This is a genomic window from Candidatus Pantoea persica, from assembly GCF_013753875.1.
GTDB lineage: Bacteria > Pseudomonadota > Gammaproteobacteria > Enterobacterales > Enterobacteriaceae > Pantoea > Pantoea persica.
The window spans coordinates 14,783-39,605 of record NZ_SMDS01000017.1 but is presented as its reverse complement, the minus strand read 5'-3'; the positions used below and the strand labels follow the sequence as shown (position 1 = coordinate 39,605).

At 58.2% G+C, this 24,823-nt stretch carries 19 protein-coding genes and 1 pseudogene; 17 read left to right on the top strand and 3 right to left on the bottom strand.

Features of this window, described 5'->3' with window-relative positions:
- Window positions 1-150 precede the first annotated feature (150 nt).
- Window positions 151-1,231 (top strand): annotated as a pseudogene (locus EIO60_RS07120) (CdaR family transcriptional regulator).
- A gap of 124 nt (window positions 1,232-1,355) precedes the next feature.
- On the opposite strand, the gene dapD reads toward EIO60_RS07120, so the two are convergent.
- The 3 genes from dapD to map form a co-directional block, all read right to left on the bottom strand.
- Entirely contained in the window at window positions 1,356-2,180 is an 825-nt protein-coding gene (gene dapD, locus EIO60_RS07115) for a 2,3,4,5-tetrahydropyridine-2,6-dicarboxylate N-succinyltransferase (protein ID WP_258576338.1), read from the bottom strand.
- Between the two features lie 74 nt (window positions 2,181-2,254).
- A complete protein-coding gene (glnD, locus tag EIO60_RS07110) occupies window positions 2,255-4,933 on the bottom strand; it encodes a bifunctional uridylyltransferase/uridylyl-removing protein GlnD (RefSeq protein WP_258576337.1) in 2,679 nt (892 codons plus the stop codon).
- Window positions 4,934-4,999: 66 nt separating this feature from the next.
- On the bottom strand, window positions 5,000-5,794 hold the full coding sequence (gene map / locus EIO60_RS07105; protein WP_258576336.1) for a type I methionyl aminopeptidase: 795 nt from the start codon (window positions 5,792-5,794) through the stop codon (window positions 5,000-5,002).
- A 371-nt stretch (window positions 5,795-6,165) separates the two neighbouring features.
- Between map and rpsB the strand changes: the two genes are divergently transcribed.
- From rpsB to dnaE, 16 genes are all read left to right on the top strand, one after another.
- Complete coding sequence (gene rpsB, locus EIO60_RS07100) at window positions 6,166-6,891, top strand: 30S ribosomal protein S2 (protein WP_143806260.1); 726 nt, start codon at window positions 6,166-6,168, stop codon at window positions 6,889-6,891.
- A 185-nt stretch (window positions 6,892-7,076) separates the two neighbouring features.
- On the top strand, window positions 7,077-7,928 hold the full coding sequence (gene tsf / locus EIO60_RS07095; RefSeq protein ID WP_258576335.1) for a translation elongation factor Ts: 852 nt from the start codon (window positions 7,077-7,079) through the stop codon (window positions 7,926-7,928).
- Between the two features lie 154 nt (window positions 7,929-8,082).
- Entirely contained in the window at window positions 8,083-8,808 is a 726-nt protein-coding gene (gene pyrH, locus EIO60_RS07090; RefSeq protein ID WP_258576334.1) for a UMP kinase, read from the top strand.
- Window positions 8,809-8,959: 151 nt separating this feature from the next.
- Window positions 8,960-9,517 carry a ribosome recycling factor gene (gene frr / locus EIO60_RS07085; protein WP_258576333.1) on the top strand — a complete coding sequence of 186 codons (558 nt, stop codon included), beginning with the start codon at window positions 8,960-8,962 and terminating at the stop codon, window positions 9,515-9,517.
- Window positions 9,518-9,663: 146 nt separating this feature from the next.
- Window positions 9,664-10,866 carry a 1-deoxy-D-xylulose-5-phosphate reductoisomerase gene (gene ispC / locus EIO60_RS07080; protein ID WP_258576332.1) on the top strand — a complete coding sequence of 401 codons (1,203 nt, stop codon included), beginning with the start codon at window positions 9,664-9,666 and terminating at the stop codon, window positions 10,864-10,866.
- Window positions 10,867-11,035: 169 nt separating this feature from the next.
- Window positions 11,036-11,788, top strand: a complete 753-nt coding sequence (gene ispU / locus EIO60_RS07075) for a (2E,6E)-farnesyl-diphosphate-specific ditrans,polycis-undecaprenyl-diphosphate synthase (RefSeq protein WP_258576331.1) — start codon at window positions 11,036-11,038, stop codon at window positions 11,786-11,788.
- A gap of 18 nt (window positions 11,789-11,806) precedes the next feature.
- Complete coding sequence (gene cdsA, locus EIO60_RS07070) at window positions 11,807-12,664, top strand: phosphatidate cytidylyltransferase (protein ID WP_258576330.1); 858 nt, start codon at window positions 11,807-11,809, stop codon at window positions 12,662-12,664.
- 12 nt (window positions 12,665-12,676) lie between these two features.
- Window positions 12,677-14,026 (top strand): sigma E protease regulator RseP, encoded by a 1,350-nt coding sequence (rseP, locus tag EIO60_RS07065; protein ID WP_258576329.1) that lies wholly within the window; start codon window positions 12,677-12,679, stop codon window positions 14,024-14,026.
- A gap of 51 nt (window positions 14,027-14,077) precedes the next feature.
- Window positions 14,078-16,489 (top strand): outer membrane protein assembly factor BamA, encoded by a 2,412-nt coding sequence (gene bamA, locus EIO60_RS07060; RefSeq protein WP_258576328.1) that lies wholly within the window; start codon window positions 14,078-14,080, stop codon window positions 16,487-16,489.
- A gap of 112 nt (window positions 16,490-16,601) precedes the next feature.
- Window positions 16,602-17,099 (top strand): molecular chaperone Skp, encoded by a 498-nt coding sequence (gene skp, locus EIO60_RS07055; protein WP_258576327.1) that lies wholly within the window; start codon window positions 16,602-16,604, stop codon window positions 17,097-17,099.
- Between the two features lie 3 nt (window positions 17,100-17,102).
- Window positions 17,103-18,131, top strand: a complete 1,029-nt coding sequence (gene lpxD, locus EIO60_RS07050; protein WP_258576326.1) for a UDP-3-O-(3-hydroxymyristoyl)glucosamine N-acyltransferase — start codon at window positions 17,103-17,105, stop codon at window positions 18,129-18,131.
- A gap of 153 nt (window positions 18,132-18,284) precedes the next feature.
- Complete coding sequence (gene fabZ / locus EIO60_RS07045; RefSeq protein WP_013507953.1) at window positions 18,285-18,740, top strand: 3-hydroxyacyl-ACP dehydratase FabZ; 456 nt, start codon at window positions 18,285-18,287, stop codon at window positions 18,738-18,740.
- Window positions 18,741-18,743: 3 nt separating this feature from the next.
- Entirely contained in the window at window positions 18,744-19,532 is a 789-nt protein-coding gene (gene lpxA / locus EIO60_RS07040) for an acyl-ACP--UDP-N-acetylglucosamine O-acyltransferase (protein WP_258576325.1), read from the top strand.
- A gap of 3 nt (window positions 19,533-19,535) precedes the next feature.
- A complete protein-coding gene (lpxB, locus tag EIO60_RS07035) occupies window positions 19,536-20,684 on the top strand; it encodes a lipid-A-disaccharide synthase (protein ID WP_258576324.1) in 1,149 nt (382 codons plus the stop codon).
- Window positions 20,677-21,306, top strand: a complete 630-nt coding sequence (gene rnhB, locus EIO60_RS07030; RefSeq protein ID WP_258576323.1) for a ribonuclease HII — start codon at window positions 20,677-20,679, stop codon at window positions 21,304-21,306. Before lpxB ends, rnhB begins: the two co-directional genes overlap by 8 nt.
- Window positions 21,307-21,334: 28 nt before the next feature.
- On the top strand, window positions 21,335-24,817 hold the full coding sequence (gene dnaE / locus EIO60_RS07025; RefSeq protein WP_258576322.1) for a DNA polymerase III subunit alpha: 3,483 nt from the start codon (window positions 21,335-21,337) through the stop codon (window positions 24,815-24,817).
- The last annotated feature ends 6 nt before the right edge of the window (window positions 24,818-24,823 follow it).

Genomic DNA, 24,823 nt, shown 5'->3' with positions numbered 1-24,823 from the left:
ACTCTGGTCCGCCTTTTTTCTGCCCGCTGCACAGAGTGTGACCGCCGCTGCAAAACCTGTAAAACCCCGCTTGGCTCTGTGCAATTGCACAATGTCTGGCGTTGCCGCCATGCGTATGCTGTATTTCCCACTCTCTGTCAGAATTAACAGATGGCAACCTATCACCTCGATGCGCGTCTGGCGCAGGATATCGTGGCGCGCACCATGAAGATTATTGACAGCAATGTCAACGTGATGGATGCGCGCGACCGTATTATCGGCAGTGGCGATCGCGAGCATATTGGCGAATTGCACGAAGGCGCGCTGTTGGTGCTGTCGCAGGGGCGCGTGGTCGATATCGACGAGGCGGTGGCAAAGCATCTGCACGGCGTGCGGCTAGGTATCAATCTGCCGCTGCGCATTGACGGCGAGATTGTCGGTATTATCGGCCTGACGGGCGAGCCGGTCGCGCTGCGCCACTATGGCGAGCTGGTATGCATGAAGGCGGAGATGATGCGAGCAGGCGAGGCTGCTGCATATGCTGGCGCAGGACAGCCGCCTGCGTGAGGAGAGGTGCTGAACCTGATCCGCAGCGAAACCCTGACGCCGCCGCTGACCGAGTGGGCGCAGAGGCTCGGCATCGATCTCAATCAGCCGCACGTCGTGGAGGTGGTCGAGGTCGACAGCGCCATGTCCGAGCTTTAGCAGCTGCAAAACCTGCTGACCAAGCCGGAGCGCGACAACCTGAACGCCATTGTCTCCCTGACGGAGATGGTGGTGCTGAAGCCGGCGCTTAACACCCATGGCCGCTACGATCAGGAAGATCACCGCAAACGCGTCAATCAGCTGTTGCAGCGCATGAAAGAGAGTGGCAGGTGCGGATGCGCATCGCGCTCGGCAACTTTTTTACCGGACCGGGCAGAGCATCACGCGCTCCTATCGCACGGCGCGCACCATCATGATGGTGGGAAAGCCGCGGATGCCGGAGCTGCGCAGCTATTTTTATCAGGATCTGGTGCTGCCGGTGCTGCTCGACAGCCTGCGCGGCGACTGGCAGGCCAATGAGCTGGCGCGCCCAATGGCGAAGCTGAAAAGCATGGATAATAACGGGCTGCTGCGGCGCACGCTGATCGCCCGGTTTACTCGTAACGTACAGCCCAGCGCCACGGCTCGCGCGCTGTTTATTCACCGCAACACGCTGGAGTACTGGCTGAACCGGATTTCAGAACTGACCGAGCTGAACCTCAACTAGTTTGACGATCGTCTGCTGCTCTATGTGGCGCTGCAGCTGGACGAGCAGAGCTAAGACGGCAAAAAGGCCAGCGCTGGCTGGCCTTTAAAATAGATGACGGGCCAGCGCGGCCCGTCAGTGAAGCTTAGTCAATGGTGCGCAGCAGCTCGTTGATGCCGACTTTGCCGCGGGTTTTGGCGTCAACTTTCTTGACGATCACCGCGCAGTAGAGGCTGTAGCTGCCATCTTTCGACGGCAGGTTGCCGGAAACCACCACAGAACCCGCCGGTACGCGGCCATAGTGCACTTCGCCGGTTTCGCGATCGTAGATTTTGGTACTCTGGCCGATGTAGACGCCCATAGAGATCACCGAACCCTCTTCCACGATTACGCCTTCCACGATTTCAGAGCGCGCGCCGATAAAGCAGTTGTCTTCGATGATGGTCGGGTTGGCCTGCAGCGGCTCCAGCACGCCGCCGATGCCGACGCCGCCGGAAAGATGCACGTTTTTGCCGATCTGCGCGCAGGAGCCAACGGTCGCCCAGGTATCAACCATGCTGCCTTCGTCGATGTAGGCGCCGATATTGACATAGGAGGGCATCAGCACGGTGTTGCGCGCGATATAGGCGCCCTGGCGCACCGCTGCCGGCGGTACGACGCGGAAGCCGGCGGCTTTAAAGCGCGCTTCGTCCCAGCCGGCGAACTTCATCGGCACCTTATCGTAGAAACGGGTTGCCGCGCCTTCCATGACCTGATTGTCGTTGATGCGGAACGAAAGCAGCACCGCCTTCTTCAGCCACTGATGCGTTACCCACTGACCGTCGATCTTTTCAGAGACGCGCAGCGCGCCGCTGTCCAGCTGAGAGATAACCTCATTGATGGCTTCACGGGTCACGCTGTCCACGCTCGCCGGGGTAGTCTCGGCGCGACGCTCGAAGGCCATTTCAATAACGCTCTGTAACTGTTGCATAGTTTTTTCCTGAATCTGTCTTATGCATGCCGGGCCATGTCCCGACACAAAGAGTCAAAGTAAATCGATTGCGGTCACACTTTATCGTTTGGATTAAGGGCTTCTGTCAACCGTTGTTGCAACGCTTTGCGCATTTCGCCATCGAGGGCGCGCCGCTCATTGTTGGCTAGAATAAATAAATCCTCAACCCGTTCGCCGATGGTGCTGATGCGCGCGCCGTGCAGCGAGACGCCCATATCGGCGAAGACTTCGCCGACGCGCGCCAGCAGGCCCGGCTGGTCGAGCGCCACCAGCTCCAGATAGCTGCGGCGATCGGTATGCGTCGGCAGAAAGTTGACTTCGGTTTCGACGCTGAAGTGGCGCAGTTTGGCCGACGGCCGACGCGTGCGCGACGCATTCCAGCTGGTCTGGGCGATCGCCTGCTCCAGTGCCTGGCGGATCATGGCGTGGCGATCGGGCGCCAGCGGGCTGCCGTCCGGCTCCAGCACGATAAAAGTGTCCATCGCCATGCCGTCGCGGCTGGTAAAGATCTGCGCGTCGTGCACGCTGAGGTTGCGGCGATCCAACTCGCCCGCCACGGTGGCGAACAGGTAGGGGCGATCGGGGCTCCAGATAAAGATCTCCGTGCCGCCGCGCGTGGCCTGCGGGCTGACCAGCACCATCGGCTGACGCAGATCGTGCTCTATCAAATGGCGCGCGTGCCAGGCGAGCTGGTTCGGCGTATGGCGCAGGAAATAGTCGGCGCGGCAGCGATTCCAGATCTGGTGCAGCCGCTCTTCGTCGATATTGTCCATGTGCAGCAGCGCCAGCGCCAGCGCCTGAAGGCGGTGATGACGCACCCGCTCGCGCAGGTCGGGGCTGTTCTCCATGCCGCGTCGCAGCTGCTTCTCGGTGGCGAAAAAGAGTTCGCGCAGCAGGCTCTGCTTCCAGCTGTTCCACAGGGTTTCGTTGGTGGCGCAGATATCGGCTACCGTCAGGCAGACCAGGTAGCGCAACCGGTTTTCATTCTGCATCACCTCGGCGAACTGCTGGATCACTGCGGGATCCTGAATGTCGCGGCGCTGGGCGGTGACCGACATCAGCAGATGGTGACGCACCAGCCAGGCGACCAGCTGGGTTTCGCGCGAGTTCAGGCCGTGCAGCTCGGCGAACTCCTGCGCATCCTGCGCACCGAGAATCGAGTGGTCGCCGTGGCGGCCATTGGCGATGTCGTGCAGCAGCGCCGCCATCAGCAGCAGCTCCTGCTGCGGCAGGCGCGGCCAGAGCTCGACGCACATCGGATGTATCGGCCGCGTCGTCTCCTCGGCGAAGCTCTCCAGTTTTTGCAGCACGCGGATGGTGTGCTCGTCGACGGTATAGGCGTGGAACAGGTCAAACTGCATCTGCCCGACGATACGGCCCCACAGCGGCGTATAGGCCCAGAGCACGCTGTGGCGGTGCATCGGCAGCAGCGCGCGCTTGACCGCGCTCGGATGGCGCAGAATCGACATAAAGAGGCGGCGCGCCTCCGGGATTTCGCAGAGCGGTTGCTTCAGGTGGCGGCGCGCGTAGCACAGCTGGCGCAGTGTGGTGGAGTAGATGCCGCGAATATGCTCGTTGCGCACCATCACATAGAACATGCGCAGGATCGCCTGCGGCTCTCGCTCGAACAGCGTTTCGTCGCGCAGGTCTATCAGATTGCCGCGCAGCTGAAAGGTATCATCCAGCGGGCGCGGCTTTTCGGTGGTGGAGAGCGCGAGAATCGCTTCGTCGAACAGCTGCAGCAGCATCTGATTCAGCTCGCCGATGCGGCGCGTGACGCGGAAAAAATCTTTCATCATGCGCTCGACCGGCTCGTTGCCGTCGCCCTGATAGTTTAGCCGCTGCGCGACGTTGAGCTGGCTATCGAACAGCAGCCGATTGTCATAGCGGGTCAGGGTCAGGGTCAGGGTCAGGGTCAGATGCAGGGCGAAGCGGATGCGCCAGAGAAACGCCAGGCACTCGTTCAGCTCGTTGCGCTCCGCTTCGGTGAGAAAGCCGAATCCCACCATCTCGTCCAGCGTGGTAGCGCCGAAATGGCGGCGCGCCACCCACTGCAGCGTATGGATGTCGCGCAGGCCGCCGGGGCTGCTTTTGATGTCCGGCTCCAGGTTATAGCTGGTGCCGTGGTAGCGCTGGTGGCGCATCTGCTGCTCTTCGATTTTGGCGGCATAGAAGGTGGCGGACGGCCAGAAGCCCTCGCTGAAGACGTTCTTCTGCATCTCAAGAAACAGGGCGACGTCGCCGGTCAGCATGCGCGACTCGATAAGGTTGGTGGCGACAGTGAGATCGGCCAGGCCTTCCAGCAAGCACTCCTCCAGCGTGCGCACGCTGTGGACCACCTCCAGCTTGAGATCCCACAGCAGGGTCAGCAATTCGCTGGTTTGCTGCGCGCTGGCATCATCCAGCGGCTCGCGGCTGAGGATCAGAATATCGACGTCAGAGAGCGGGTGCAGTTCGCCGCGGCCATAGCCGCCGACCGCGACCAGCGCGATAGCGGGCAGGGCGTCGAAGCCGTAAAAGCGCCACAGGCGGCGCAGCAGACGATCGATAAACCGGGTACGCGCGTCCACCAGCGTCGCCACCGCTTCGCCGGTGTCAAACGCTGCCGAAAGGCAGGCGTTAAAGGTTTCCAGCTTTTGTTTCAGCGCCTCGCGGGTGATCTGCGTGTCATCCCAGTGCGTCGGAGAGTCTTTCAGGCCCTCATTAACCGCTTCCGTCAATATCGCGCTCATACCGCTTCTCTGTTTTTGCGCCATAAAAAAGCCGGCGCAGGGCCGGCTTTTCTTCAGTGGGAACAGTTACCCTTTGTTGACCAGCACCGCGTCGAGGGTGTCGTCTTTACGCAGGGTCAGGATTTCACAGCCGTTATCGGTCACCACAATAGTATGCTCGTACTGCGCGGACAAGCTGCGATCTTTGGTTTTTACCGTCCAGCCATCTTTCATGGTGCGGATACAGTAGTCGCCGGCGTTGACCATCGGCTCGATGGTAAAGGTCATGCCCGCCTGCAGCACAACGCCGTCGTCGTCCGCGTCGTAGTGCAGTACCTGCGGCTCCTCGTGGAAGCCCTTGCCGATGCCGTGGCCGCAATACTCGCGCACCACCGAGAAGTCGTGCGATTCGACAAATGTCTGGATGGCGCGGCCCAGCTCGCGCAGGCGGATGCCCGGCTTCACCAGGCGCAGCGCCAGATAGAGGCTCTCCTGCGTGATGTGGCACAGGCGCTCGCCTTGGATGGTCGGCTTGCCGACGATAAACATCTTCGAGGTATCGCCGTGATACTCATCTTTGATCACGGTGACGTCGATGTTGATGATATCGCCATCCTTCAGGATGCGATCGTCGCTGGGAATGCCGTGGCACACCACTTCATTGACCGAGATGCAGACCGATTTCGGGAAGCCGTGGTAGCCGAGACAGGCGGAGATAGCGTGCTGCTCGTTGGTGATGTAGTCGTGGCAGATGCGATCCAGTTCGCCGGTAGAGACGCCGGGCTTAACGTGCTCGGCGATCATCTCCAGCACCTCTGCGGCCAGGCGGCCCGCAACGCGCATTTTTTCGATTTCTTCAGGGGTTTTGATTGAAATTGACATTAATTAATCCGCAGTTGCCGAAAATTTCAGCAATAATGAACGATGTGCTATCATGTTAGCAGCCGAGAACCAGGCAGCCAAACACAGTTCGCGCCGCGCGGTCGCGCGCTGAACAAATTCTGGCTTCAGCAGCGCGGTTGTGGTATAAAGCGCCGGCGATTCTCTGTCAGACCGCAAGGCCGGGCGAGAAACACAATCTGCGTAACGCGCGAGCGAAATGAGGGCACTGCCGCTTGTCCGCTGCCGTTACCGACAATATCATATGTGTACTAAAACACACATGTATCGACACATGCGCCGGGGTGCTTCGAAAGAGGTCGGTTGCATGGGATACATGGAGGCCCAACCCCAATCATACTTTAGAGGTAATCATGGCAACTGTTTCCATGCGCGACATGCTCAAGGCTGGTGTTCACTTCGGTCACCAGACCCGTTACTGGAACCCGAAAATGAAGCCGTTCATCTTCGGTGCGCGTAACAAAGTTCACATCATCAATCTTGAGCAGACTGTACCGATGTTCAATAACGCTCTGGCTGAGCTGAATAAAATCTCTGCCCGTAAAGGCAAGATCCTGTTCGTCGGTACAAAGCGTGCTGCCAGCGAAGCGGTAAAAGAGTCTGCACTGAGCTGCGACCAGTTCTTCGTCAACCACCGCTGGCTGGGTGGTATGCTGACCAACTGGAAAACCGTTCGTCAGTCTATCAAACGTCTGAAAGACCTTGAGACTCAGTCTCAGGACGGCACCTTCGACAAACTGACCAAGAAAGAAGCGCTGATGCGCGGTCGCGAACTGGCCAAGCTGGAGAACAGCCTGGGCGGTATCAAAGACATGGGCGGTCTGCCGGACGCGCTGTTCGTTATCGATGCCGATCACGAGCACATCGCTATCAAAGAAGCAAACAACCTGGGTATCCCGGTATTTGCTATCGTTGATACCAACTCTGATCCGGACGGCGTTGACTTCGTTATCCCGGGTAACGACGATGCGATCCGTGCTGTTAGCCTCTACCTGACTGCCGTTGCCACCACCGTGCGCGAAGGTCGTTCACAGGATCTGGCTGAGCAGGCTGAAGAGGCGTCTTTAGAAAACGCTTAACTTAATAAGGTTCGCTCTGTCAAAGAGCCCTTAGACATCAGATGTAATCTGTTAAGGGGCCAGTATTGGCCCCTTTATTTTATCCAAGTCGGTCACGCCTCCTTTCTGGCGGGCGGGACAAAGTAAATTTTCCGTAACAGGTGCCTTGGTGCGCAAGCACACAGGTACGAACCGAGGATTCTGGAATGGCTGAAATTACCGCTGCACTGGTAAAAGAACTGCGCGAGCGTACTGGCGCGGGCATGATGGACTGCAAAAAAGCGCTGACCGAAGTGAACGGCGACATCGAGCTGGCGATTGAGAATATGCGTAAGTCCGGCGCGATCAAAGCGGCGAAAAAAGCGGGTAACGTCGCGGCTGACGGCGTGATCAAAACCAAAATCGACGGCAACTACGGCGTGATTCTGGAGGTTAACTGCCAGACCGACTTCGTTGCAAAAGATGCTGGCTTCCAGGCTTTCGCTGACAAAGTACTGGACGCAGCGACCGCTGAGCGCATCACCGACGTTGAAGCGCTGAAAGCGAAATTCGAAGGAGAGCACGTGGCGCTGGTAGCGAAAATCGGCGAAAACATCAACATCCGTCGCATCTCTGTGCTGGAAGGCGAGCAGCTGGGCTCCTACCTGCACGGCGCGCGCATCGGCGTGCTGATTTCCGCGAAAAGCGCTAACGAAGAGCTGATCAAGCAAATCGCTATGCACGTTGCCGCGAGCAAGCCGGAGTTCGTTAAGCCGGAAGACGTGTCTGCAGAAGTGGTTGAGAAAGAGTACCAGGTTCAGCTGGACATCGCGATGCAGTCTGGCAAGCCGAAAGAGATCGCAGAGAAGATGGTTGAAGGCCGCATGAAGAAATTCACCGGCGAAGTCTCTCTGACCGGTCAGGCTTTCGTTATCGACCCGAGCAAAACCGTTGGCCAGGCGCTGAAAGAGCAGGGCGCTGACGTCATCAACTTCATCCGCTTCGAAGTGGGCGAAGGCATTGAGAAAGTGGAACGCGACTTCGCTGCTGAAGTAGCGGCCATGTCTAAACAGTCTTAATGCACTGAAAGAACCGCAAGAAGGCGGTTCTTTTTTTGCCTGCTGCGCAAAGCAGGCACTTTTCAGTCTCATCCCAATAGTAATTTGGCCGTGCTAAGCGGATGATCGATCAGATTTAATTTCTCCTTTTCAACTCTTCCAGGAAGTACCGACTATGGCGACCAACGCAAAACCCGTATATCAACGTATCCTGCTGAAACTGAGTGGCGAAGCACTGCAAGGTGCCGAAGGTTTTGGTATCGACGCGAGCGTGCTTGACCGCATGGCGCAAGAGGTGAAAGAGCTGGTCGAGCTGGGCATACAGGTCGGTGTGGTTATCGGCGGCGGCAACCTGTTCCGCGGCGCAGGACTGGCGCAGGCGGGCATGAACCGCGTCGTTGGTGACCATATGGGCATGCTGGCCACGGTGATGAACGGCCTGGCGATGCGCGACGCGCTGCACCGCGCGTACGTCAACGCGCGCCTGATGTCGGCGATTCCGCTCAACGGCGTGTGCGATAACTACAGCTGGGCCGAAGCGATCAGCCTGCTGCGCAACAACCGCGTGGTGATTTTATCCGCCGGCACCGGCAACCCGTTCTTCACCACCGACTCGGCGGCCTGCCTGCGCGGCATCGAAATCGAAGCGGACGTGGTGCTGAAGGCGACCAAGGTTGACGGCGTTTACTCTGCTGATCCGGTGAAGAACCCAGACGCGACGCTGTACGATCAGCTCTCCTATGCCGACGTGCTAGAAAAAGAGCTGAAGGTCATGGATCTAGCGGCCTTTATGCTGGCGCGCGATCACCAGCTGCCGGTCCGCATATTTAACATGAACAAGCCTGGCGCGCTGCGCCGCGTGGTGATGGGTGAAAAAGAAGGCACCCTGATTACGCATTAATACCCGACGCAAGGTAAAATAGGGTATATTCTGTCGGCGCAGTGGGCGCCATCGGACGCCACCGCGCACCATTCAGGATTATCGCTCTACAGCGATACCGCTTCCGGCACAGCCGGAATGGCCAAGTCAAACCGAATCCAAGGGTTTCAACGTGATTAACGATATCAAAAAAGATGCTGAAACGCGCATGGACAAATGCGTCGAAGCGTTCAAAAACACCATCAGCAAAGTGCGCACCGGTCGCGCTTCGCCTGCCTTGCTCGACGGTATCGTCGTCGAATACTACGGTACCCCGACGCCGCTGCGTCAGCTGGCGTCTGTTACCGTAGAAGATTCCCGCATGCTGAAGATCAACGTGTTCGATCGCTCAATGGGACCGGCAGTGGAAAAAGCTATTATGGCTTCCGACCTCGGTCTGAACCCTAGCTCAGCCGGCAGCGACATCCGTGTTCCGCTGCCTGCGCTGACCGAAGAGCGTCGTAAAGAGCTGATCAAGGTTGTGCGCGGCGAAGCCGAGCAGGGCCGCGTCTCCGTGCGCAATGTGCGTCGTGACGCTAACGACAAGATCAAGGCCTTGCTGAAAGACAAAGAGATCAGCGAAGACGACGAGCGTCGCACCCAGGACGAAATCCAGAAAATGACCGATGCGCGCATCAAGAACGTCGATGCCGCACTGGCTGAAAAAGAGAAGGAGCTGATGAAGTTCTAACCCCATCGGTTTCGCTCTGTGCCCGGCCGCGCCGGGTATCAAACGCCGTTCAGAGTGGTATTCATTGCGAATGCGCTCTGGCGGCGTTTTACATTTTGCCTTCCGCGTCCGCGGAGATTGTCGACGACTTCACAGGGACAGCATTAATGAAGCGATTAACCTTACTGGGCTCTACTGGCTCGATTGGCACCAGCACGCTGGCGGTGATTCGCGCCAACCCCGATCTTTACCGCGTCACGGCGCTGGTCGCCGGACAAAACGTCGCGCTGATGGTGGAGCAGTGCCTGGCTTTTCAGCCGCGCTATGCCTCGATGGCGGACGAGGCGTCCGCACAGGCGCTGCGTGAACGACTGAAAGCACTCAACGTCAATACCGAAGTGCTCTCCGGCGTTCAGGCCGCCTGCGAGCTGGCGGCGCTGGATGAGGTCGATCAGGTGATGGCGTCTATCGTCGGCGCCTCTGGCCTGCTGCCGACGCTGGCGGCGATCCGCGCGGGCAAAAGCGTACTGCTCGCCAACAAAGAGTCGCTTGTCACCTGCGGCCGTTTGTTTATGGAGGCGGTTCGCTATCATCAGGCGCAGCTGCTGCCGGTCGACAGCGAGCACAACGCCATTTTTCAGAGTTTGCCCGCTTCCATTCAGCATCAGTTAGGCTACGCTGACCTGCGAGAAAATGGCATTGAGTCCATTATCCTTACGGGATCGGGTGGCCCTTTTCGTGACACGCCGCTGGCCGACCTGTCAACCATGTCGCCAGATCAGGCCTGCGCGCATCCGAACTGGTCGATGGGGCGTAAAATCTCCGTCGATTCGGCCACGATGATGAATAAAGGTCTCGAATACATTGAAGCCCGTTGGCTGTTTAATGCCAGCGCCGCGCAGATGGAGGTCATTCTGCATCCGCAGTCGATGATCCACTCCATGGTGCGCTACTGCGACGGCAGCGTGCTGGCTCAGCTCGGTTTGCCGGATATGCGCACCCCCATCGCGCACTGCATGGCCTGGTCCGCGCGTATTTCAGCAGGCGTGACGCCGCTGGACTTTACGCGTATGTCTGCACTGACGTTCGCTGAACCAGACTTCGGCCGCTATCCCTGTCTGAAGCTGGCGATTGACGCCTGTGAGGCGGGACAGGCGGCGACCACGACGCTGAACGCGGCCAATGAGGTTGCGGTCGCGGCTTTTCTGGACGGCCAGATACGCTTTACCGACATCGCGGCGCTCAACAGCGAGGTGCTGGCGGCGCAGGCGTTTTCGGAGCCGGAGAGCGTGGACGCCGTGCTGGAGATAGACCGCGCCGCACGCGCCAGAGCCGCAGAGATATTGCCGCGTTTCGCGACCTCGCGCTAGCGCGTGCCGCCATTTGTTCGCCTGTAGCGAAGATGGTATAGTCGCTCGATCGCGTTTCCGGCTATGGCATCGCATCAGATGCGCCTCGCCCCTTTTGGGCGGAGAGAGTACCGGGCGCAATGTATTCAGAAACCACAGCATTTCTGACAACAGGAATTGATTACGCATTATGTCGTTCAACAATCAAAATAAAACCGATGACCAGCAGGGAACTGGCCCGCGTCACGTGGCTATCATTATGGATGGCAATGGTCGTTGGGCTAAAAATCAGGGAAAACTGCGTATCTCGGGCCATAAAGCGGGTGTGAAAGCGGTGCGCCGCTCCGTCAGCTTCGGCGTCAGCCATAAGCTCGAGGCGCTGACGCTCTATGCTTTCAGCAGCGAGAACTGGAGCCGTCCGGCTCAGGAGGTCACTGCGCTGATGGAGCTGTTTGTCTGGGCGCTCGACAGCGAAGTGAAAAGCCTGCACAAGCACAACGTGCGCCTGCGCATTATAGGTGACATAAGCCGTTTCAGTAACCGTATTCAAGAGCGTATTCGTCGCGCCGAGGAACTGACTCAGCAAAATAGTGGACTGACTCTCAATATCGCTGCGAACTATGGCGGGCGTTGGGATATTATCCAGGGAGTAAAAAAACTCGTGGAGCAGGTTCAGGAGGGCTTACTGCGCCCTGACCAGATCAGCGAGGAAAACCTATCTGCGCATCTTTGCATGCAGGGGCTGGCTCCAGTGGATTTAGTGATAAGGACCGGGGGAGAGCATCGGATTAGCAACTTCCTGCTGTGGCAGATTGCCTATGCTGAATTTTATTTTACCGATGTTCTCTGGCCTGATTTTGATGAATACGTTTTTGAAGGTGCTCTGAATGCATTTTCTCTGCGGGAGCGTCGTTTTGGCGGCGCTGCACCAAGCGGCGCCTGAGCAAACAGGGGGTAACCTTTGCTGAAGTCTCGTCTGATTACCGCACTTATTCTCATTCCGCTGGTGATCGCTGCACTATTCTGGTTACCGCCCGTTGGGTTTGCTATTATGACAATTATTATCTGCATGCTGGCCGCCTGGGAGTGGGGTCAGCTTGCGGGCATGGCGTCGCGTCAACAGCGCATATGGCTCTCCGTGCTGTGCGGCCTGCTGCTGGCGGCGATGCAGTTTACGCTTCCCCCCTATCAGCGCGACGTGCATCTGCCGCAGGTCGCCACGTCGCTCTGGGCGTCGCTGGCGTGGTGGATCGCCGCGCTGCTTCTGGTTCTCACCTATCCCATGTCGGCCGCGCTGTGGCGCAACTCGCGTCCGTTGCGCCTGCTGTTTGGCCTGCTAACGTTGGTTCCCTTTTTCTGGGGCATGATGGCGCTGCGCCAGTATCACTATGATAGCGACCACTACGCTGGCTCCTGGTGGCTGCTGTTCGTTATGTTCCTGGTTTGGGGCGCGGATTCCGGTGCCTATATGTTCGGCAAGCTGTTCGGCAAGCATAAGCTGGCGCCAAAGGTCTCGCCCGGCAAAACCTGGGAAGGCTTTCTCGGCGGCTTGCTCTCCTCTGCGCTACTCGCCTGGCTGTTCGCCAGCTTTGCACCGCTGAGCGTCTCTGCCGGCACGCTGGTGGTTTACGCGGTGCTGGCGACCCTCACCTCAGTGCTGGGCGATCTGACCGAAAGCATGTTCAAGCGCGAAGCGGGAATCAAAGACAGCGGCAACCTGATCCCGGGCCACGGCGGCATTCTCGATCGCATCGACAGCCTGACCGCGGCAGTGCCGGTTTTTGCCTGTTTGCTGCTGCTGGTATTCCGTACTCTCTGAGGACAGGCGTAGATGTTAAGTATACTGTGGAGTTTTGTCGCCTTTATCATCGCCCTCTGCGTGCTGATTACCGTGCACGAGTTTGGTCATTTTTGGGTGGCGCGCCGCTGCGGCGTGCGCGTTGAACGCTTCTCCATCGGCTTCGGCAAAGCGCTCTGGCAACGCCGCGATCGCCAGGGCACCGAGTACGTCATCGCGCTTATTCCTTTCGGCGGCTATGTCAAGATGCTCGACGAGCGGGTAGAAAGCGTACCCGCCGAGCTGCGCCATCAGGCCTTCAATAATAAAGCTATCTGGCAGCGCGCCTCGATTATCGCTGCAGGCCCCATTGCCAACTTCATTTTTGCCGTATTCGCCTACTGGCTGGTGTTTATGCACGGCGTGCCTGGCGTGCGTCCGGTGGTTGGAGAAATTGTGAGCGGTTCGGTGGCGGCGGAAGCGCAAATTGCCAGCGAGATGGAACTTAAAGCGGTAGACGGCATCGAAACGCCTGACTGGGATGCCGTGCGCATGGCGCTGATTGGTAAAATCGGCGAAGAGAGCACGGTGTTGACCGTTTCGCGCTTCGGTGAAGAGGCGACGCAGCAGAATGCGGTCGATCTGCACAACTGGCAGTTCGAGCCAGACAAAGAAGATCCGGTCGTAGCGTTAGGCATCCGTCCCCGCGGGCCGCAGATCGAAACCACGCTGGCGGAGGTTCAGGCCGATTCGCCGGCAAGCGTCGCCGGTTTGCAAGCGGGCGACAGGATCGTTAAAGTCGATGGTCAGCCGTTAACGCAATGGCAGGCTTTTGTGGCGCAGGTACGGGACAATGCGGGCAAAAGCATGGCGCTGGAGATCGATCGCGGCGGCAGGGCAGTGCAGCTGATCTTGACGCCGGAAGCCAGGCCCGGCGCGAAGGCAGAAGGTTTCGCCGGGGTCACCCCGCGCGTCATCCCGCTGCCGGACGCCTACAAGACGGTAAGGCAGTATGGCGCGTTTGACGCTATTGGTGAGGCCAGTGCGAAAACCTGGCAGTTGATGAAGGTGACGGTCTCCATGCTGGACAAGTTAATTATCGGCGATGTGAAGCTTAACAATCTGAGCGGGCCGATTTCGATCGCGCAGGGTGCAGGGTTGTCAGCGGAGTATGGGATGATTTACTACCTGATGTTCTTGGCGTTGATTAGCGTTAACCTGGGGATCATCAATCTCTTCCCGCTGCCGGTGTTAGATGGTGGGCATTTGCTCTTCTTGGCGATCGAAAAGATTAAAGGTGGACCGGTGTCCGAGCGAGTTCAGGACTTCAGTTATCGCATCGGTTCAATACTGCTGGTGCTGTTAATGGGGCTTGCACTTTTCAATGATTTCTCTCGTCTGTAATCGCTGTAACGTAGATAGACGCGGGATGTGTTAGGAAAACGCATAATAACGATGGCGATGAAAAAGTTGCTCATAGCGTCGCTGCTGTTTAGCAGCGCCACCGTTTACGGTGCAGACGATTTCGTGGTGAAGGATATTCATTTCGAAGGGCTGCAGCGAGTCACCGTCGGCGCGGCTTTGCTGAGCATGCCGGTACGAGTTGGCGATACGGTGAATGACGAAGATGTTAAAAACACCATTCGCTCACTGTTCGCTACCGGCAGCTTTGAGGATGTTCAGGTCCTGCGTGATGGAAATACGCTGATAGTTCAGGTCAAAGAACGTCCCACCATTGCCAGCATTACCTTTACCGGCAACAAAGCGTTCAAAGTGGAACCGCTCAAGCAGAAACTCGAAGCGTCCGGCGTGCGCGTAGGCGAAGCGCTGGATCGCACCACGCTCTCTTCCATTGAGAAGGGACTGGAGGATTTCTATTACAGCGTCGGCAAATACACCGCGAACGTGAAGGCGGTGGTAACGCCTCTGCCGCGCAACCGCGTCGATCTGAAGCTGGTGTTTACCGAAGGCGTCTCCGCCAAAATCCAGCAGATCAATATCGTTGGCAACAAAGCCTTTAGCTCGGATAAACTGAATTCTCTTTTCCATCTGCGCGACGAAGTGCCGTGGTGGAACGTGGTAGGCAATCGTAAATACCAGAAGCAGAAACTGGCGGGCGACTTGGAAACCCTGCGCAGCTTCTACCTCGCTCGCGGCTACGCGCGCTTCAACATCGATTCGACGCAGGTCAGCCTGACGCCGGATAAAAAAGGCATCTACATTACCGTCAACGTCACCGAGGGCGATCAGTATAAAATCGCTGGCGTGATCGTTAACGGCAGCATGGTGGGCCATTCGGCTGAGATTGAACACCTGACGCAAATTCCATCGGGCGAGCTGTATAACGGCACCAAAGTTACCCAGATGGAAGGTAACATCAAAAAGCTGCTGGGCCGCTACGGCTACGGCTATCCGCGCGTCATGACGCAGCCGGAGATCAGCGACGACGACAAAACGGTGAAGCTGCATATCAGCGTGGATGCCGGCAACCGCTATTACGTGCGTAAAGTGCGCTTCGAGGGCAACGACACTTCGAAAGGCGCCGTGCTGCGTCGCGAAATGCGCCAGATGGAAGGCGCATGGTTGGGCAGCGATCTAGTGGAGCAGGGCAAAGAGCGTCTGAACCGTACCGGCTACTTCGAAGCCGTGCATGTCGACACACAGCGCGTGCTGGGATCGCCGGATCAGGTCGACGTGGTCTACAAGGTAAAAGAGCGTAACACCGGCACCTTTAACTTCGGCATCGGCTACGGTACCGAAAGCGGCATCGGCTTCCAGGCCGGTGTTGCCCAGGATAACTGGCTGGGCACTGGCAACAAGGTCAGCGTCAGCGGCACCAAGAACGACTACCAGACCTATGCGGAATTCTCGCTGACCGACCCGTACTTTACGGTGGACGGCGTGAGCCTCGGCGGTCGCCTCTTCTATAACGACTTTAAGGCGGACGACGCTGACCTGTCGGAGTATACCAACAGGAGCTATGGTTTAGACGGCACGCTGGGCTTCCCGGTCAGTGAAAACAACACGCTGCGTGTCGGTCTGGGCTACGTGCACAACTCCCTCTCCCACATGCAGCCGCAGGTGGCTATGTGGCGCTACCTCGATTCCGTCGGTAAGCCGCAGCAGCTCAACGACGAAGGCGACTTCTCCGCGGATGACTTCGCCTTCAACTATGGCTGGACTTACAATACGCTGGATCGCGGCGTCTTCCCGACCAAGGGTAATCGCACCAACCTGAACGGTAAGATCACCATTCCGGGCTCGAACAACTGCTTCTACAAAGCGACGCTGGGCATGCAGCAGTATATGCCGCTGAACCGCGATCACACCTGGGTGCTGCTGGGTCGTGGCCGCGTCGGCTACGGCAGCGGTCTGGACAGTAAAGAGATGCCGTTCTACGAGAACTTCTATGGGGGCGGCTCCAGCACCGTGCGCGGCTTCCGCTCCAATACCGTTGGTCCGAAAGCGGTTTACCTGAAAGAGGGTTCGTCCACCTGTAAGCAGGGCGCTCTGAAAGGCTTCTGTAAGTCGAACGACGCGGTGGGTGGCAACGCCATGGCGGTCGCCAGTATGGAGCTGATCACCCCGACGCCGTTCCTGAGCGAGAAATATGCGAACTCGGTGCGTACGTCGCTGTTCGTGGATGCCGGTACCGTCTGGGACACCAAGTGGGAAAACAGCGAGGATACGCGCGTCGCCGGCATTCCGGACTACAGCGATCCAAATAATATCCGCGTCTCAACCGGTATTGCGCTGCAGTGGATGTCGCCGCTGGGACCGCTGGTCTTCTCCTATGCGCAGCCGGTCAAAAAAGTGGATGGGGACAAATCAGAGCAGTTCCAATTTAACATTGGTAAAACCTGGTAATGTTCTGAGCAGGCAAGCGTAGCTGAAGTCTTGTTACCGGACTGCGGCAGGTAAAGCGGTTCGGAGAAAACACTATGTCGCTGACACAAATGTTGATGGTAAGGAGTTTATAGTGAAAAAGTTGTTGTGCGCTGCAGGTCTGGGTCTTGCATTAGCCGTTTCCGTAGGCGCTCAGGCTGCTGACAAAATCGCAGTGGTAAACGTGTCTAGCATTTTCCAACAGTTACCGCAACGTGCGACCGTTGCTAAACAGCTGGAAAACGAGTTCAAAGGCCGCACCACTGAGCTGCAGAGCCAGGAGCGTGACCTGCAGACCAAAATGCAGCGTCTTCAGCGCGATGGCTCAACCATGAAGGCCAGCGATCGCAGCCGCATGGAAAAAGACATCATATCACAGCGCGAAGCTTTCTCTTCTAAAGCGAAGGCGTTCGAGCAGGACAATCACCGTCGCCAGATGGAAGAGCGCAACAAGCTGCTGAGCCGTATTCAGGACGCCGTGAAGAAAGTGGCGGATGATGACGGTTATGACATGGTGATTGATGCCAAAGCAGTGGCTTACGCGGCAAACGCGAAAGACATTACCGCTGACGTGCTGAAACAGGTTAAATAATCGATGTCATCAATTCGACTGGCTGATTTAGCCCAGCAGTTGGATGCAGAATTGCACGGAGATGGCGACCTCGCCATCTCCGGCATTGCTTCTATGCAATCCGCCCGAACCGGCCAAATCACATTTCTCAGCAACAGCCGCTACCGCGAGCAGCTCGCACAGTGTCAGGCTTCGGCCGTGGTGCTGACGGAAGCGGATCTGGAGTGGTGCCACTCGGCCGCGCTGGTAGTGAAAAACCCCTATCTGACCTACGCGCGCATGGCGCAGCTGCTGGATACTACGCCGCAGCCGGTGCAGAACATCGCGCCGAGTGCGGTAATCGATCCCAGCGCGCAGCTCGGGCAAAACGTCTCGATCGGCGCCAACGCGGTGATCGAATCTGACGTGGTGCTGGGCGACAACGTGGTGATCGGCGCCGGCTGCTTCGTCGGTAAAAAGACGCGCATCGGCAACAACAGCCGTCTCTGGGCCAACGTCACCGTCTATCACGAAATTGAAATCGGTCAGGATTGTCTGATTCAGTCTGGCACCGTTATTGGCGCGGATGGTTTCGGCTATGCCAACGATCGCGGCAATTGGGTGAAAATTCCTCAGCTTGGCGCTGTTATTATCCGCGATCGCGTGGAAATTGGCGCCTGTACCACCATCGATCGTGGCGCGCTGGATAACACTCTGATTGGCAATGGTGTTATCATAGACAACCAGTGTCAGATCGCACACAACGTGGTTATTGGCGACAACACCGCGGTAGCGGGTGGTGTGATCATGGCGGGTAGTTTGAAAATTGGACGTTACTGTATGATTGGCGGTGCCAGCGTCATTAACGGCCATATGGAAATCTGTGACAAGGTGACTGTGACCGGTATGGGCATGGTTATGCGTCCTATCACAGAGCCTGGGGTATACTCGTCGGGCATCCCGCTACAACCCAACAAAACCTGGCGCAAAACTGCAGCGCTGGTGATGAACATCGATGACATGAGCAAGCGCTTAAAAGCCATCGAGCGGAAGGTCGGCAAAAAAGACGACTAAACGCCATCCCACATGCGACCGGCTTTTCCAATAAAAACTGCAAAGCAGGAAAGCCCGGCGCCATTGAACCGATTTCGGCCTGCGGAGGATCTTGGTGATCCGTGCAGGCCGTGTTATTGATGTCATCAGATTTTTTAGGACAGGAAGAGTATTTTGACTACTGAAACTCATACTCTGAAAATTGAAGAAATTTTAGAGCTGCTGCCGCACCGCTACCCGTTTTTGCTGGTTGATCGCGTGCTGGAGTTTGAAGAGCACAAGTATCTGCGCGCGGTAAAGAACGTCTCTGTAAACGAACCGTTTTTCCAGGGGCATTTCCCTGGTAAACCGATTTTCCCGGGCGTTCTGATCCTTGAAGCCATGGCTCAGGCCACCGGTATCCTGGCGTTTAAAAGCGTCGGTAAACTGGAGCCGGGCGAACTCTACTATTTCGCCGGTATCGACGAAGCCCGTTTCAAACGTCCGGTCGTGCCAGGCGATCAAATGATTATGGAAGTGACATTCGAGAAAACCCGCCGCGGTTTGACGCGCTTTAAGGGCGTGGCGACCGTTGACGGCAAGATTGTCTGTGAAGCGACCATGATGTGTGCCCGTAGCCGGGAGGCATAATCTGTGATTGATCCAACCGCCACCATCCATACCAGTGCCGTCATCGAAGAAGGGGCCGTTATCGGTCCCAATATTCACATCGGTCCGTTCTGCTTTATTGGCGCCCATGCGGAGATCGGTGAGGGCACGGTCCTGAAATCGCACGTGGTCGTCAACGGCCACACGCGCATCGGGAAAGATAACCAGATCTATCAGTTCGCCTCAATCGGCGAAGTGAATCAGGACCTGAAATATGCGGGCGAGCCGACGCGTGTTGAAGTCGGCGATCGCAACCGCATTCGCGAAAGCGTCACCATTCATCGCGGCACCGTGCAGGGCGGCGGCGTCACTACTGTCGGCAGCGATAACCTGCTAATGGTGAACGCCCATATCGCGCACGACTGCGTGATCGGCAACCGCTGCATCTTCGCTAACAATGCTACGCTGGGCGGCCACGTCACCGTGGACGACTTTGTGATTATCGGCGGCATGACGTCGGTGCATCAGTGGTGCACCATCGGCGCGCACGTGATGGTAGGCGGTTGTTCAGGCGTCGCGCAGGATGTGCCGCCGTATGTGATCGCGCAGGGCAACCACGCGACGCCGTTCGGCATCAACATTGAGGGCCTGAAGCGTCGCGGCTTCAGCAAAGAGGCGCTGCATGGCATCCGCAACGCCTACAAAATCCTTTACCGCAGCAATAAAACGTTGGACGAAGCGAAGCCGGAGATCGAAGCGCTGGCGCAGCAGCATAGCGAAGTGCAGCCGTTCTACGACTTCTTTGCCCGTTCTACGCGTGGGTTAATTCGTTAATCAATGTCAGTGCGTCCCCTTACTATAGCCCTGGTCGCCGGAGAAACCTCCGGCGATATTCTTGGCGCCGGCCTGATCCACGTGCTCAAAACACGCCATCCTGACGCCCGCTTTGTCGGCGTGGCCGGCCCGCGCATGCAGGCCGAAGGCTGCGAAACCTGGTATGAGATGGAAGAGCTGGCGGTGATGGGCATCGTTGAAGTGCTGGGTCGTCTGCCGCGCCTGATGAAAATCGGCCGCGACCTGACGCAGCGCTTTACCGAACTTCAGCCGGACGTTTTCGTAGGCATCGACGCGCCCGATTTCAATATCACGCTGGAAGGACGGTTGAAGCGCAACGGCATCCGCACTATTCACTACGTCAGCCCGTCGGTCTGGGCGTGGCGGCAAAAGCGCGTATTTAAGATCGGCCGCAACACCAATCTGGTGCTAGCCTTTCTGCCGTTTGAAAAAGCCTTCTACGATCGCTATAACGTGCCGTGCCGCTTTATCGGCCATACCATGGCGGACGCGATGCCGCTGCAGCCGGACAAGCTGGCGCCGCGTCGCGAACTCGGCATCGCCGACGGGGCGATCTGCCTGGCGCTGCTGCCCGGCAGCCGCCATCTGGAAGTGGAGATGCTCAGCGCCGATTTTCTGCAGGCGGCACAGCTGCTGCGCATGCGCTATCCGGCGCTAGAGATTGTGGTGCCGCTGGTTAATGTGAAGCATCGCGCGCAGTTCGAGCAGATCAAAGCCGATATCGCCCCGGAATTGCCGATGCACCTGCTGAACGGCAAGGGGTGCGAAGCGATGATTGCGAGCGACGCCGCGATTCTGGCATCCGGCACTGCCGCGCTGGAGTGTATGCTGGCAAAATGCCCGATGGTGGTCGGCTACCGTATGAGGCCCACGACCTTCTGGCTGGCGAAGCGGCTGGTGAAGACGCCTTACGTCTCGCTGCCGAATCTGCTGGCGGGACGCGAGCTGGTGAAAGAGCTGCTACAGGAGGAGTGCGAACCGCACGCACTGGCGGCGGCGCTAGAGCCGCTGCTGCATGCCGGGCCAGAGCGCGATGCGCTGCTGGCGACCTTCAGTGAGCTGCATCAGCAGATCCGCTGGAACGCCGACGAACAGGCAGCGGACGCCGTACTGGAGATCGCCAATGGCTGATTTTATCTATCCTGACGCCCGTCTAATTGCGGGCGTTGACGAAGTGGGTCGCGGCCCGCTGGTCGGTGCGGTGGTGACGGCGGCGGTGATCCTCGATCCCGCTAACCCGATCAAGGGGCTGGCCGACTCGAAAAAACTGTCGGAAAAGCGCCGTCTCGCCCTGTTCGACGAGATCAAAGATAAAGCGCTGGCGTGGAGCTTGGGGCGCGCCGAGCCGCAGGAGATTGACCAGATCAATATTCTGCATGCCACGATGCTGGCGATGCAGCGCGCGGTGGCTGGTCTGGCCATCACGCCCGATTTCGTGCTGGTGGACGGCAACCGCTGTCCCGCGCTGCCGATGCCGTCGCAGGCGGTGGTGAAGGGCGATAGCCTGGTGGCCGAAATCAGCGCGGCGTCGATTATCGCTAAGGTGACGCGCGACCGGGAAATGGCGGCGCTGGATTTGCTGTTTCCTGACTATGGCTTTGCGCAGCACAAAGGCTATCCCACGGCGCTGCATATGGAAAAACTGACGCAACACGGCGCCACGCCGCACCATCGTCGCAGCTTTGCGCCGGTGCGCAACGCCCTGATTGATGCCGACGTGCTGGCCGCAGGCCAGCCGACAACGCTTTCATAGCCTGATGCTGTTTTAACCGGAAAATGATATGGCTGAACCTCGTTTTATACATCTGCGCGTTCACAGTGATTACTCAATGGTCGATGGCCTGGCGAAAACCGGGCCGCTGGTCAAAAAGGCGGCTGCGCTCGGCATGCCGGCTATCGCCATTACGGACTTCACCAACCTGTGCGGGCTGGTGCGCTTCTACGGCAGCGCGCACGGCGCGGGGATCAAACCGATTATCGGCGCGGACTTCAACGTCGCCAGCGAGCTGATGGGCGATGAGCTGGCGCAGCTGACGGTGCTCGCCGCCAACAACGTCGGCTATCAAAACCTGACGCTGCTGATCTCCCGCGCCTATCAGCGCGGCTACGGCTTTGCCGGGCCGGTTATCGACCGTGACTGGCTGGTGGAGCTGGGTGAGGGGTTAATCCTGCTTTCCGGCGGCCGCCGCGGCGACGTCGGTCGCAGCCTGCTGCGTGGCAACAGCGCGCTGGTGGCGCAGTGCCTGAGCTTCTATCAGGAGCACTTCCCGAATCGCTACTACCTTGAGCTGACGCGCACCGGGCGCCCGGACGAAGAGAGCTATCTGCACGCCGCGGTGGAGCTTGCCATCGCCGAAGGCGTGCCGGTGGTCGCCACCAACGAAGTTTGCTTTATTAACGAAGAGGATTTCGACGCGCACGAAATTCGCGTCGCCATTCACAACGGCTACACCCTTGACGATCCCAAGCGCCCGCGCAACTACAGTCCTCAGCAATATATGCGCAGTGAAGAGGAGATGTGCGAGCTGTTTTCGGACATCCCGGAAGCGCTGGAAAACAGCGTAGAGATTGCTAAGCGCTGCAACGTCACGGTGCGCCTCGGCGAGTACTTTCTGCCGCAGTTCCCGACCGGCGACATGAGCACCGCAGATTTTCTGGTGATGAAGTCGCGCGAAGGGCTGGAAGAGCGCCTGGAGTTTCTCTTTCCCGATCCGGAAGTGCGTGCGCAGAAGCGTCCTGAATATGACGAACGTCTGGAAGTGGAACTCAACGTTATCAACCAGATGGGCTTCCCCGGCTATTTCCTGATCGTGATGGAGTTTATCCAGTGGTCGAAGGACAACGGCATTCCGGTGGGGCCAGGACGCGGTTCCGGCGCCGGCTCGCTGGTCGCCTACGCGCTGAAAATTACCGATCTCGATCCGCTGGAGTTCGATCTGCTGTTCGAACGCTTTCTTAACCCGGAACGCGTCTCAATGCCCGACTTCGACGTCGACTTCTGCATGGAAAAGCGCGATCAGGTGATCGATCACGTCGCCGAAATGTATGGCCGCGAGGCGGTGTCGCAGATCATTACCTTCGGCACCATGGCGGCGAAAGCGGTCATCCGCGACGTCGGCCGCGTGCTCGGCCATTCCTACGGCTTCGTCGATCGCATATCCAAGCTGATCCCGCCAGATCCCGGCATGACGCTGGAGAAAGCGTTCGCCGTCGAGCCGCAGCTGCCGGAGATGTACGACGCGGACGAAGAGGTCAAGGCGCTGATCGACATGGCGCGCAAGCTGGAAGGTGTGACGCGCAACGCCGGCAAGCACGCCGGTGGGGTAGTGATCGCCCCGACGAAAATTACTGCCTTTGCGCCGCTCTACTGCGACGAAAACGGCAATCATCCGGTGACGCAGTTCGACAAGAACGACGTGGAGTACGCCGGTCTGGTGAAGTTTGACTTCCTCGGTCTGCGCACGCTCACCATCATCGACTGGGCGATGAAGATGATCAATCCGCGACGCGAAAAGCAGGGGCTGCCGCCGATCGATATCACCGCCATCCCGCTGGATGATAAAAAAAGCTTCGATATGCTGCAGCGCGCGGAAACCACGGCGGTGTTCCAGCTTGAATCGCGCGGCATGAAAGACTTGATCAAGCGCCTGAAGCCGGACTGCTTTGAAGATATGATCGCACTGGTGGCGCTGTTTCGTCCCGGCCCGCTGCAGTCGGGCATGGTGGATAACTTTATCGACCGTAAGCACGGGCGCGAGGCGATCTCCTATCCCGATATCCAGTGGCAGCATGAGAGCCTGAAGCCAGTGCTGCAGCCGACCTACGGCATCATCCTCTATCAGGAACAGGTGATGCAGATAGCCCAGGTGCTCTCCGGCTATACGCTGGGCGGCGCGGATATGCTGCGTCGCGCCATGGGGAAAAAGAAACCGGAGGAGATGGCCAAGCAGCGCTCGGTGTTTAAAGAGGGCGCGGAAAGCATGGGCATCGACGGCGAGCTGTCGATGAAGATCTTCGGCCTGGTGGAAAAGTTTGCCAGCTACGGCTTTAACAAATCGCACTCCGCCGCCTACGCGTTGGTTTCCTACCAGACGCTGTGGCTGAAGGCGCACTATCCGGCCGAATTTATGGCGGCGGTGATGACCGCCGATATGGATAACACCGAGAAGGTGGTTGGCTTGGTGGACGAGTGCTGGCGCATGGGGCTGAAAGTGCTGCCGCCGGATATCAACTCCGGCCTCTATCAGTTCCACGTCAACGACGACGGCGAGATCGTCTACGGCATTGGCGCGATCAAAGGGGTCGGCGAAGGGCCGATCGAAGCGCTCCTCGAGGCGCGCAACCAGGATGGCTACTTCCGCGAGCTGTTCGATCTCTGCGCGCGCACCGATACCAAAAAGATCAACCGCCGCGTGATGGAGAAGCTGATCATGTCGGGCGCCTTCGATCGCCTCGGGCCGCACCGCGCGGCGCTGATGAGCTCCCTCAGCAACGCGCTGAAGGCGGCGGATCAGCACGCCAAAGCGGAGGCGATTGGCCAGGCGGACATGTTCGGCGTGCTGGCGGAAGAGCCGGAGCAGGTAGATAAATCCTACGCCAGCGTGACGCCGTGGCCCGAGCAGGTGCAGCTTGACGGCGAGCGCGAAACGCTCGGCCTCTATCTGACCGGCCACCCGATCAACCAGTATCTGAAAGAGATTGAGCGCTACGTGGGCGGCATGCGCCTGAAGGACATGCATCCCACCGAGTGTGGTAAAATTACCGTCGCCGCCGGGCTGGTGGTGGCGGCGCGCGTGATGGTGACCAAGCGCGGCAACCGAATTGGTATCTGTACTCTGGACGACCGTTCCGGCCGTCTGGAAGTGATGTTATTTACCGATGCGTTAGATCAGTACCAGCAGCTGCTGAAGAAAGACCGTATCCTGATCGTCAGCGGACAGGTCAGCTTTGATGACTTCAGCGGCGGCCTTAAAATGACCGCCCGAGAAGTCATGGATATTGACGAAGCGCGCGAAAAATACGCGCGTGGACTTGCTATCTCGCTGACGGATAGGCAAATTGATGACCAGCTATTAGACCGGCTCCGCCAGTCTCTTGAGCCCTATCGCTCGGGGACGATTCCGGTGAATCTCTACTATCAGAGAGCCGATGCGCGAGCGAAGCTACGCTTTGGTGCAGCGTGGCGTATTTCGCCCAGCGATCGCCTGCTCAACGATTTACGCTCGTTGATAGGGTCGGAGCAGGTTGAACTGGAGTTTGACTAAAACAGG